Consider the following 10,432-nt stretch of genomic DNA (forward strand, 5'->3'; position numbering starts at 1 on the left):
ATTAGCCCGGCAGCTTGAAGTTCGCGACGGACAGGCGCAGGTCGTTCGCCAGCTGGGCCAGGTTTCCGATGGATTCGGCCGTCTGGCTCGCGCCGAGCGAGGTCTGCGAGGTGATTTCCTGGATGACGTTCATGGTGGCCGAGGTATCCGTGGCCGCCGCCGACTGCTGGCGGGCCGCCGCGGAGATGTTCTGGATCAGCGCCGAGAGATCGTTCGAGACGCGCTCGATGTCGCCCAGCGCCGTGCCGGCGTCTTCGGCCAGGCGCGCACCGGCCACCACTTCCGCGGTGGTCTGTTCCATCGAGCTCACCGCTTCGTTGGTATCGCTCTGGATGGCCTGGACCAGCGTTTCGATTCGCTTCGTGGCGCTTGCGGAACGTTCCGCGAGGCGCTGCACTTCGTCCGCCACCACCGCGAAGCCGCGGCCCGCCTCGCCCGCCGACGCAGCCTGGATGGCCGCGTTGAGCGCCAGGATGTTGGTCTGCTCGGCGATGTCGTTGATGAGTTCCACGATGGAGCCGATTTCCTGCGACGACTCGCCCAGGCGCTTGATGCGCTTGGAGGTTTCCTGGATCTGGTCGCGGATCGAGTCCATGCCCTGGATGGTTTCGCGCACCACTTCCGCGCCGCGCGATGCGATCTGCACCGAGCGCTGCGCCACGTCGGCCGACTCGGCCGAATCCTTCGACACCGTATCCATCGAGGTGGCGATCTGGTTGATGGCGGAGGTGGCCGAGGTGATCTGCTGCGCCTGCTGTTCCGCCGCGTCGGCGAGGTGCATGGCGGTGGCCTGGGTTTCCTGGGCGGCCGCCGAGACGCGCACCGCCGTCTCGTTAATGGTCGTGACGAGGTTGCGCATCTCGTCCACGGCGGAGTTCATGGCGTCCGCGATGGCGCCCGTGATGTCCTCGGTCACCGTGGCCTTGATGGTCAGGTCGCCTTCGGCGAGCGTGCCCATCTCGTCCAGCAAGCGCATGATGGCGGTCTGGTTACGCTGGTTCAGCTCGCTCGTGGTCTCGAGGCGGCGGCGCTGGTCGCGCACCAGGCTGAAGACGAGCACCAGGGCGAAGGCCACCGTGGCGATGGCGCCGAGCAAGCCGGCCCACACGTTGGGGAACAGGCGGGTGAGCGGCAGCTTGCCGATCTGGTCCGCGGATTCATTCGCGCGCAGCAGCACGGTCTGCGAATCCAGCGAGGCCTGGTTGCCCGCGCGCTTCACGTCCTGCAGGTTGGGCGAGGCGGTGACCAGCTGGGCCACCGGGTCGACCAGATCGCCCCAGGAGGTCTGCATGTCGAGCAGGATCTTGTGCGCGTTGGCGTCGGAGATGGCGCGGACGCCGCCATCGGGGTTGCCTTCGATGAGGCCCTTCAGCACCGAGCCGTAAAGCTGGGCATCGCGGGAGAGGCCATCGGCCGCGGACTGGGCGGCGTCGCCACCCTGGAGGATCTCCTGCACGCGGCGGATCATGCGGTCGGACATGAGCATCCAGCGCGCGAGGGTGAAGGTCTGCTCCACCGAGGCGTTCTTCTGCTGGACGATGTTGAGCACTTCGTCGGTGCGGGCGTTGAGCAGTGGCAACTGCTTGCCGACGAGGTCGGCGCGCTCACCAGAGGAAAGCACGAGTTCCTTGTTGCCAAGGATCTTGCCGATGTCGGCATCCAGCTGGTGCCAGGCGTCGGCAAGCGCGCCGATCTTGCGCCCCGTTTCGCCGGCCAGCTTGGCGTAGGCCGGCATGCCGGTCTTGTCATCGCCCGCGACCAGGCGCTGCACCGCCGAATCGATGGTGTTGCGGGTCACGCCCAGCTCGACGAACGAATCACGGTTGCCATCCGAGGCTTCGAGCGCGTACTTCGCCGTCTGCTGCGAAAGCACCTGCACCTGCGTCGTCAGCGCGATCGCTTCGCGGTCTTCGCCGTTCTTGCTGTTCAACAGCCAGAAATCGACCGATGCCAGGCCAATCGAAAGAAGCAGGAACACGATGACCATCGTGTAGCCACCTTCCCGGCCTGCGCCCCCTGTTGTCGTGCTCATATCCACCTCACCCAAACAAAACCCGGTGACCGGGGCTCCTGGCAGCCCCCGGCAGACGAACGGCCCCTCGATGAGGCCATCCCCTCGTTCCCTTGGCGCCGCCGGCTAACCGGTGGCGCTTATCCTGTGCGGGAGGGCCAACGCGGCCGTCCCGTCCCCCTTGCGTGGGCGCCTTACAGCGCCGCCTGCCGGAAATCCGGCGCACGAACCAGGCGGTTCATGCTGAACAGCCCGAACGATTGCTCGCCGAGCTGGATGTTCTCCACCACGAAACGCGCCAGCCGCGGGTCGAGCTCTTCGTTGCCCGTGCCACGCTCGCCTTCGTCCATGGTGCGCTGGCCGAACACCTCGTCGACCAGCAGGCCGACGGTGCCGCCGTGCTGGCGCACGAGCAGCAGGCGCGTGCGCTCGGACGACGGCGTGCGCTCGTCGAAAAGGAAACGCCCCAGGTCGATCGCCGGGACGAGGTTGCCGCGCACGTTGGCCACGCCCATGAGCCAGGGCTGGGTGCCCGGCACGTTGGTGAGGGCCGGCACGGCCAGGAGTTCGTTGATCTCGTCGATGCCGCTGACGAAGGCACGGCGGCCCACGCGGAAACCAATGCCGCGCCACAGGCCGACATTGTCGACGCGCTCGGGCGCGCCGGCCGAATGCACGAGGCATGCGCGTTCGTAATGGGCGAGCAGTTCAAAGGGCGTCAGTGCCGCGTTCTCGCTCATGGCGTGCCCTTCCTAGTTCTGCTTCGGCAGGAGATCGGCGATGGTCGAGAGGAGTTCCTTCTCGTTCACCGGCTTGGTGATGAATGCCTTCGCGCCCTGGCGCAGGCCCCACACCCGGTCGGTTTCCATCGACTTGGTGGTGATCATGACCACGGGCACGTCCGCCGTGGCCGGGTCGCGGCTGAGCGTACGGGTGGCCTGGAAGCCGTTCATGCCGGGCATGATGACGTCCATGATGACCAGGTCGGGCTTGCTCGCACGGATGCGGTCGATGCCCGCTTCCGCGTTGTCGACGCTGGAGACGGAAAACCCCGCCTTTTCGAGCAGCGTGGTGAACACGCGGACGTCGGTGGGCGAGTCGTCGATGATGAGGATATTTGCCACACGTCCCCCTGGACGCTTACGGAATGAGGGTGGTCAGCCGGCCGTCGCGTAGCGATGGATCGCGCCGAGGAGCTCGTCGCGGGTGAACGGCTTGGTGAGGTACTGTTCGGCGCCAACGATGCGGCCGCGCGCCTTGTCGAACAGGCCATCCTTCGAGGAGAGCATGATCACCGGCGTGCCGCGGAACTGGGCGTTGTTCTTGATGAGCGCGCAGGTCTGGTAGCCATCGAGGCGCGGCATCATGATGTCGACGAAGATGATGTTCGGCTTCTGGTCCGAGATCTTGGCCAGCGCTTCGAAGCCGTCGACGGCGGTGAGGACGTCGCACCCTTCCTTCTTCAGCAGGGTTTCTGCCGTCCGCCGGATGGTTTTCGAGTCGTCGATGACCATGACCCGCAGGCCGGCCAGGTCCGTACCACGTCCGTTGTCGTTCACTGCGCCCCCATCACACGAAAAAACTGCAAGTCCTGGCAGCAGGATATCGGGTGGTAGCCCGGGTATCCGTGCGCCAGGTCGTAAAGCCCGGCACCCCCGGTGCCGGTCACCGCTCTTCGGCGGCCCTTGGCACGCTGTTTAAAGGTTGCCGGGTGTCCCGTCAAGATGAATTGTTCCTAACAGGACAACGCCTTGTGAAATCATCGACCCCGCTCCACTAAACTTGACACCTATTTTCAACAGGGGCTCCCCATGCCGCTTTCCGTCGCCGTCCTGATGGACCCGATCCGCGCCATCAAGATCGCCAAGGACTCCACCTTCGCCATGCTGCTGGAGGCCCAGCGCCGCGGCCACGGCCTGCTTTACATGGAGGAAGGCGACCTGGAGCTGCGGGGCGACGCCGCCTGGGCCCGCCTGCGCCCGCTCACGGTGAAGGACGACCCCTCGGGCTGGTTCACCCTGGGCGACCCCGCCTGGCGGCCCCTGGCCGGGGTGGACATCGTCCTGGCCCGCAAGGATCCACCGGTCGATGCCCAGTTCATCTACGACACGATGGTGCTGGAGGCCGCCCAGCGGGCCGGCGCCAAGGTGGTCAACGACCCGCGCAGCCTGCGCGACTGCAACGAAAAGCTGTTCGCCCTGCAGTTCCCCCAGTGCATCGCCCCCACGCTGGTCTCGCGCGACCGCGCCCAGCTCAAGGCCTTCGTGGCCGAACATGGCCAGGCGGTGCTGAAGCCGCTGGACGGCATGGGCGGGCGCGGCATCTTCAAGGTGCAGGCCGGCGACAACAACCTCAATTCCATGCTGGAAACCCTGCTCGACGGCGGCCACCACTTCACCATCGCCCAGAAGTACATCCCCGAGATCACCTCGGGCGACAAGCGCATCCTGCTTGTCGACGGTGAGCCGGTGCCCTACGCCCTGGCCCGCATCCCCCAGGGCGACGAGTTCCGCGGCAACCTGGCCGCCGGTGGCCGTGGCGTGGGCGTGCCCCTGACCGAGCGCGACCGCTGGATCGCCGCCCAAGTGGCCCCCGAGCTGGTACGCCGCGGGCTGCGCTTCGTGGGCCTCGACGTCATCGGCGATTACCTGACCGAGATCAACGTCACATCCCCGACGTGCATCCGTGAGCTCGATGCCCAGTTCGGCATTAACATCGCCGGGCTGATGTTCGACGCGATCGAGGCCCGATGACGACCCGTACCACCGGCGCCGACCTGATCGGCGCGACCTTGCTGTTTTCGTTGCTGTTGCACGGTGTCGTCATCCTCGGCATCACGTTCCAGGCGGAAAAGCCCGCCCCCAGCGTCCCGACGCTGGATGTCACGCTGGTGGACGTCGCCAACCAGGAGCAACCCGACAAGGCCGATTTCCTGGCCCAGGCCAGCAATGCGGGCGGCGGCGACCGCGACAAGGCCTCGCGCCCCTCCGAGCCGGTCAGCGGGCCCCTGCCCACCCGCAACCAGGGCGCCGCGCCGCAGCCCGAGGAAGCCCGTGCGCCGGCCCCGCGCGAGGCCACGCCCGACCAGGTGCTGACCACGTCCGGCCAGACGGGCTTCAAGGTGGATACGACCAAGGAGCAGACCGAGCAGAAGGAACTGCCCCTGCCGCCCTCCGACGAGGAAGTGCAGCGCAAGCTCGAGATGGCGAAGCTGGCCGCCGAGGTACGTGACCAGTCCGAGGCCTACGCCAAGCGCCCGAAGAAGAAGTTCATCTCGTCGAACACGCGCGAGTACGTGTACGCGGCCTACATGAAGGGCTGGGTGAATCGCGTCGAGCGCGTGGGCAACCTCAACTACCCGGCCGAAGCGCGCCAGCAAGGCGTTTACGGCGAGCTGGTGCTCACCGTGGGCCTCAACCGCGACGGCACCATCAAGAGCATCGACGTCATCAAGAGTTCCGGCCACAAGCTGCTGGATGACGCGGCCCAGCGCATCGTGCGGCTGGCCGCGCCGTTCCCGGGCCTGCCCCGCGATTCGAAGGAAAAGGTGGATGAGCTCTACATCACCCGCACGTGGCAGTTCCTGCCGGGAAATGTCCTTCGGAACTATTGATTCGCGTCATCGCTTCGTTGGCTTTTCGCGCGCAAGCGCGCTCCTACATGGGGATTGCCAACGCTGCCATGCCCTTGTGGGAGCGCGCTTGCGCGCGATTCACGGTTTCGGCAGCAGCTGGTCAGCCTCACTGACGTAAGCCTTCTCCGCCTTCCGGTCCCATACGCACAACTCTCGCCCCGGCGCGTTCTTCATGTGCTTCTGCGGGTAGCGCCCCGCCAGCACCAGGGCCGTTACCGGCACGCGGTCGTCGTACTGGATGGGCCCGCCCACGGGCTTCACCTCCTTCAGGCCGCTGGCGGCCACGCACGCCTGGGTCACCCTTTGGTTGTAGTCCTTCCAGGCGGCGGGCGAGGAAGCCTGCGCCGCCACCGCCGAACACGCGGCCAACACACCCACAAAACCCTTTGTAAACATCGTCTTCGGCATGAGCTGCCTCCATGTGAACCCGCGCACAAGGTACGGCGCCGGGTCTGAACATTTCCGCACGGGCGCGGGCGGGTGCGGCTACAATGGCGCCATGAGTATCGCCAACACTTTCGCCGGGCAGTTCCTCATCGCGATGCCTTCGCTCGCCGAGCCCCCGTTCGCACGTGGCGTGGCGTTCCTCTGCCAGCATGGCGAGGACGGGGCCGTCGGCCTGCTCATCAACCAGATCTCCGAATACCGCCTGGGCGATGTGCTCGCCCAGATGAAGCTGCCCTGCGAAGACCCCGAGGTCGCCGACTACCCCGTGCTCATCGGCGGCCCGGTGCAGCAGGAGCGCGGCTTCGTGCTCCATCGCGAGCACGGCCACTGGGATTCCAGCTACCGCATCAACGACGACTGGTCGGTCACCACGTCGCGCGACATCCTCGTGGCCATGGCCCGGGGCGATGGCCCGCGCCGTGCCGTCGTCACCCTCGGCTACGCCGGCTGGGAGGCCGGGCAGCTCGAGCAGGAAGTCATGGAAAACGCGTGGCTTACCACGCGCGCCGACGAGCACATCGTGTTCGATACCCCCATCGAGGAACGCTGGTTCGCCGCCACGCGCAAGATGGGTGTGCGCGACCCGTCCCAGCTCGCCGGCTACGCCGGGCACGCCTGATCCATGGGCTGTCTGCTTGGTTTCGATGTCGGCACGAAAGTGGTCGGCGTCGCCGTTGGCAACCGGCTGACGGGCACCGCCCGTGCGCTCGCCGCCCTGCCCGTCCGCGACGGCACGCCCGACTGGCAGGCGCTCGACACCCTGCGCCGCGAGTGGCTGCCCGATGAACTTGTCGTGGGCCTGCCCCTCGACAACGATGGCAAGGAGCAACCGATGACGCGCACGGCGCGCCGGTTCGCCCAGCAACTCACCGAGCGCTACGGCATCGCCGTGGCGTTCGCCGACGAGCGCATGAGCTCGCAGGAGGCCGCGCGACGCTTCGCCGCCGGCCGCGCCGCGGGCACGCGCAAGCGTTCGGATGCAAAATCCATCGATGCCGAGGCCGCCGCGGTGATCCTCGAGTCGTACCTTCTCCAGTCGTAACCCAACGTTTCCACCTGTTAGCTTGAGGACGTCATGTCAAACCGCCTGCGCCATCTGACCACCCTCGAGAACCTGCCGCGCGAAACGATCGAGCGCCTGCTCGACAAGGCCAACAGCCTCCGCGACCAGTCGGCGCACGGCACGCGCAAGCTCGATATCCTGGCCGGCCGCACCGTGCTCAACCTGTTCTTCGAACCCTCGACGCGCACGCGCACGTCGTTCGAGCTGGCCGCCCGCCGCATGGGCGCCGACGTGATCAACTTCGATATCGCGCTGTCGTCGTCCAGCAAGGGCGAAGAGCTGTTCGATACCCTGCACACGCTCGAGGCCATGCACCTGGACGCCATCATCGTGCGCCACAAGGTCTCGGGCACGCCCGAGGAACTGGTGAAGCACGCCATGAGCGGCGTCTCGGTGGTGAACGCCGGCGACGGCAACCGCGCCCACCCCACCCAGGGCCTGCTCGACGCGCTCACCATCCGCAACCACCACCCCGATTTCCGCAAGCTCAAGGTGGCCATCTGCGGCGATGTCCGCCATTCGCGCGTGGCCCGCTCCGATGTGCACGTGCTCACGGCCATGGGTGCCAAGGATGTCCGCATCGTGGGCCCGTCGCGCCTGCTCCCCACCGAGGGCGAGTTCAAGGGCGTGACCCTGCACGAGGATTTCGACGAGGCGATCCAGGGCGTCGACGTCGTGATCATGCTGAGGCTGCAGAAAGAGCGCATGGCCTCCACCGACCTGCCGGACGAGGCCGCCTACTTCGAGCGCTACGGCCTCGACACCAGGCGCCTGGCACGGGCCGCCAAGGGCGCCCTGGTCATGCACCCCGGCCCGATCAACCGCGGCATCGAGATCGCCCCCGAGGTGGCCGATGGCGCCCAGTCCCGGATCCTGGAGCAGGTGGGCAATGGCGTCTTCGTCCGCATGGCCGTGCTCTGCGAGGTCATGGGGCGGTAAGGCGCGCGATCCGGCATAATGCCGGTTCCAAGGGACCAATCAACGGGATACAGAATGCGACCGACGAAGCGACTCCTCGCGCTCGGCGTCGCCAGCGTGCTGCTGGCGGCCTGCGGCCACAAAGACAAGGATGCCCCGCTGGCCTTCGTGCCGGCCGATACACCGTACGTGGTGGCCAGCCTCGACACGCTGGACGATGACGCCTACCAGGCCGTGCTGGCCCAGCTGAACCAGGAAGCCCCGGGCCAGGTCGCCCAGATGAAGTCCTACGCCCAGGAGTTCGACGCCAAGGGCAACGCCGACGCCGCCCGCCTCCTGCGCGCCCTTGTCGCGGAGATGGACGGCAAGAACGCCGAGACCATCGTCAAGAACCTCGGCGTCGACCTGAAGACCGGCTCGGCCATCTACGGCGTGGGCCTCAGCCCGGTCGTCCGCGCCTCGCTGGCCGATCCGGCCGCGTGGGACGCCTTCGTGGGCCGCCTCGAGACGGCTTACGGCAAGAAGCTCGACACCGCCGATGCCGGCGGCCAGGCCTACCGCCACGTCGCCCTTGGCGATTCGGGCACCCAGCTCATCATCGCCACCGTCGGCAAGAACGCCGTGGCCGCGCTGCTCCCGGCCGACGCCGCGCAGCCGCTGGTCCGCCAGGCCCTCGGCGTCGACCGCCCGGACAAGAACCTCCAGGACGACGGCCGCCTTGCCGACCTCGCCAAGGACAAAGGCTACAAGGATTACGTGGTGGGCCAGGTCGATCTCACCCGCCTGCTGCCGCTCGTGGCCGCCGGCAAGGATCCCCTGTTCGCCACCTTCCTGAAGCACCAGTCGCAGAAGACCGGCGAGCCGGCCCCGCAGATCCCGGCCAGCTGCCAGGAAGAAGCCACCCGCGTCGCCGCTCGCGTGCCCTCCTTCAGCTTCGGCTACACCAAGCTCGACCTGCACCACGTCGAGCAGCGCGTGGACGTGGCCCTCGCCAGCGACATCACCAGCGCCTTCTCGGGCCTGAAGGTGGAACTGCCTGGCCTGGGCAGCGACGCCACGGGCAGCTTCGACGTCAGCCTCGCCCTGCCGGTGGAACAGCTGCGCACGTTCTTCACCGCGCAGTCCGAAGCCGTCGCCGCCAAGCCCTTCGCCTGCCCCGCCTTCGCCAGCCTCAACGACAGCTTCGCGAAGATGGGTTCCACCATGCAGCAGGCCGCCATCCCGCCGTTCGGCGATATCCGCGGCGTGCGCATCGTGGTCGACTCGTACAAGCCGGGCGCGCCGGGCGCGGCCCTGCCGCAGGTCAACGGCCGTGTGGTGCTGGCCACCCGCAACCCGGCTGGCCTGCTGGCCATGAGCCAGGCGGTGCTGGGCGGTGAGTTCAAGCTGGCCGCCGACGGCAAGCCTGCCGCGCTGCCCGCCAACCTCACGCAGTCGCTGGGCATGCCGGCGTGGGCCGCCATGAACGGCCAGGCCATCGCCATCGGCCTGGGTGACGGCGAGGACGCGAAGCTCGACGACCTGCTGATGGGCAGCACCGGCGACGCCGGCCGCCTGGCCCGCCTGCATCTCAACGGCGACATGTACCGCACGTGGGTCGACATCATGTCGGACAAGGCCCAGGCCTACGCCTCGGCGATGGCCGAAGCGGCGGCCGCCGATGGTGCGCCGGATTCCCAGGCGGCCGACACGGCGACGGCACAGCGTTCGAAGGCGCAGTTCGACGCCATGAAGGCACAGGCCGCCCGCGTGGTGCAGGTCGGCGGCGAAGCCCACATGGAAGAAAAGGGCCTGGTGATCTCGGGCGCGGTCGAATACAAGTAAACAACGCCCCCTGTAGGAGCGCGCTTGCGCGCGATGCTCTTAAAAAGCCCGGCCAGTGCCGGGCTTTTTTTGTCGGTTCATCCGCTGGCGCGAATGCATGCTTTGAGCGGCTTGCGCCGCCTAGGGCTGGCGCGGTGTCGCCAGTCGGCGGCGGGTGGGCCCCTGGTGCCGCCAGTCGCGGACCTTCGGACCGGGCCGTAGCTCCGCTATCGCCACTACGTTGCGGTGCGCGGCCCTCCGCTCATGTCGGCCCCAGGGGCCCACCCGCCACCGAGCCCATGCGCCCGGTTTCGTGGGGGCAAGAGCAAAAGACCCTCGCACGCGTACGGTCGCGAAAGACCCACGAGCTCCCAAGCACGTCTGCCACTGCACAAACAGCGAAAGCAGCGAGCCCGAACGGGCATCGCACTACACAGCACCGGCCTGTGCCACACGACACGAGGCGTAACGACTCGGGGGCGGGCAGGCCCTTGGGGCCGACATGAGCGGAGGGCCGCCAAGCCACCGGTTATCGCGAAAGCGGCGCTACGGCCCG

Annotated in this window: 11 protein-coding genes; 6 read left to right on the forward strand and 5 right to left on the reverse strand. The window is 67.5% G+C overall.

Translation table 11 applies throughout. From position 1 onward, the window contains the following. Window position 1 precedes the first annotated feature (1 nt). From VI08_RS18320 to pilG, 4 genes are all read right to left on the reverse strand, one after another. Complete coding sequence (locus VI08_RS18320) at window positions 2–2,032, reverse strand: methyl-accepting chemotaxis protein (protein WP_045831091.1); 2,031 nt, start codon at window positions 2,030–2,032, stop codon at window positions 2–4. Between the two features lie 173 nt (window positions 2,033–2,205). After that, window positions 2,206–2,751 carry a chemotaxis protein CheW gene (locus tag VI08_RS18325; RefSeq protein ID WP_045831081.1) on the reverse strand — a complete coding sequence of 182 codons (546 nt, stop codon included), beginning with the start codon at window positions 2,749–2,751 and terminating at the stop codon, window positions 2,206–2,208. 12 nt (window positions 2,752–2,763) lie between these two features. Beyond that, a complete protein-coding gene (locus VI08_RS18330) occupies window positions 2,764–3,135 on the reverse strand; it encodes a response regulator (protein WP_045831082.1) in 372 nt (123 codons plus the stop codon). A gap of 33 nt (window positions 3,136–3,168) precedes the next feature. Next, window positions 3,169–3,525: a twitching motility response regulator PilG gene (gene pilG, locus VI08_RS18335; RefSeq protein ID WP_045831092.1), complete on the reverse strand. Its 357-nt coding sequence runs from the start codon at window positions 3,523–3,525 to the stop codon at window positions 3,169–3,171. Window positions 3,526–3,822: 297 nt separating this feature from the next. On the opposite strand from pilG, the gene gshB reads away from it, so the two are divergent. Both gshB and VI08_RS18345 read left to right on the forward strand, forming a co-directional pair. Continuing rightward, window positions 3,823–4,764, forward strand: a complete 942-nt coding sequence (gshB, locus tag VI08_RS18340; RefSeq protein WP_045831083.1) for a glutathione synthase — start codon at window positions 3,823–3,825, stop codon at window positions 4,762–4,764. Further along, window positions 4,761–5,624 (forward strand): energy transducer TonB, encoded by an 864-nt coding sequence (locus VI08_RS18345; RefSeq protein ID WP_045831084.1) that lies wholly within the window; start codon window positions 4,761–4,763, stop codon window positions 5,622–5,624. The genes gshB and VI08_RS18345 overlap by 4 nt, the downstream gene beginning before the upstream one ends. Window positions 5,625–5,723: 99 nt before the next feature. Here VI08_RS18345 and VI08_RS18350 read toward each other — a convergent pair whose 3' ends face one another. After that, complete coding sequence (locus tag VI08_RS18350; RefSeq protein WP_198149000.1) at window positions 5,724–6,053, reverse strand: hypothetical protein; 330 nt, start codon at window positions 6,051–6,053, stop codon at window positions 5,724–5,726. Between the two features lie 91 nt (window positions 6,054–6,144). Between VI08_RS18350 and VI08_RS18355 the strand changes: the two genes are divergently transcribed. From VI08_RS18355 to VI08_RS18370, 4 genes are read left to right on the forward strand one after another with little or no spacing between them, the layout of a single operon-like run. After that, window positions 6,145–6,711 carry a YqgE/AlgH family protein gene (locus VI08_RS18355; RefSeq protein WP_045831085.1) on the forward strand — a complete coding sequence of 189 codons (567 nt, stop codon included), beginning with the start codon at window positions 6,145–6,147 and terminating at the stop codon, window positions 6,709–6,711. A gap of 3 nt (window positions 6,712–6,714) precedes the next feature. After that, window positions 6,715–7,134 (forward strand): Holliday junction resolvase RuvX, encoded by a 420-nt coding sequence (ruvX, locus tag VI08_RS18360; RefSeq protein WP_045831086.1) that lies wholly within the window; start codon window positions 6,715–6,717, stop codon window positions 7,132–7,134. Between the two features lie 33 nt (window positions 7,135–7,167). After that, entirely contained in the window at window positions 7,168–8,094 is a 927-nt protein-coding gene (locus VI08_RS18365; protein WP_045831087.1) for an aspartate carbamoyltransferase catalytic subunit, read from the forward strand. Window positions 8,095–8,148: 54 nt separating this feature from the next. After that, entirely contained in the window at window positions 8,149–9,897 is a 1,749-nt protein-coding gene (locus VI08_RS18370) for a hypothetical protein (protein WP_045831088.1), read from the forward strand. Window positions 9,898–10,432 lie beyond the last annotated feature (535 nt).

This window comes from Luteibacter yeojuensis, assembly GCF_000964085.1.
Lineage (GTDB): Bacteria > Pseudomonadota > Gammaproteobacteria > Xanthomonadales > Rhodanobacteraceae > Luteibacter > Luteibacter yeojuensis_A.

Bases quoted from the DNA above. Each gene is read 5' to 3' on its own strand.
- VI08_RS18355 (WP_045831085.1), top strand. From the start codon at position 6,145: ATGAGTATCGCCAACACTTTCGCCGGGCAGTTCCTCATCGCGATGCCT.
- pilG (WP_045831092.1), bottom strand. From the start codon at position 3,525: ATGGTCATCGACGACTCGAAAACCATCCGGCGGACGGCAGAAACCCTG.
- gshB (WP_045831083.1), top strand. From the start codon at position 3,823: ATGCCGCTTTCCGTCGCCGTCCTGATGGACCCGATCCGCGCCATCAAG.
- VI08_RS18370 (WP_045831088.1), top strand. From the start codon at position 8,149: ATGCGACCGACGAAGCGACTCCTCGCGCTCGGCGTCGCCAGCGTGCTG.
- VI08_RS18350 (WP_198149000.1), bottom strand. From the start codon at position 6,053: ATGCCGAAGACGATGTTTACAAAGGGTTTTGTGGGTGTGTTGGCCGCG.
- VI08_RS18365 (WP_045831087.1), top strand. From the start codon at position 7,168: ATGTCAAACCGCCTGCGCCATCTGACCACCCTCGAGAACCTGCCGCGC.
- VI08_RS18325 (WP_045831081.1), bottom strand. From the start codon at position 2,751: ATGAGCGAGAACGCGGCACTGACGCCCTTTGAACTGCTCGCCCATTAC.
- ruvX (WP_045831086.1), top strand. From the start codon at position 6,715: ATGGGCTGTCTGCTTGGTTTCGATGTCGGCACGAAAGTGGTCGGCGTC.
- VI08_RS18320 (WP_045831091.1), bottom strand. From the start codon at position 2,032: ATGAGCACGACAACAGGGGGCGCAGGCCGGGAAGGTGGCTACACGATG.
- VI08_RS18345 (WP_045831084.1), top strand. From the start codon at position 4,761: ATGACGACCCGTACCACCGGCGCCGACCTGATCGGCGCGACCTTGCTG.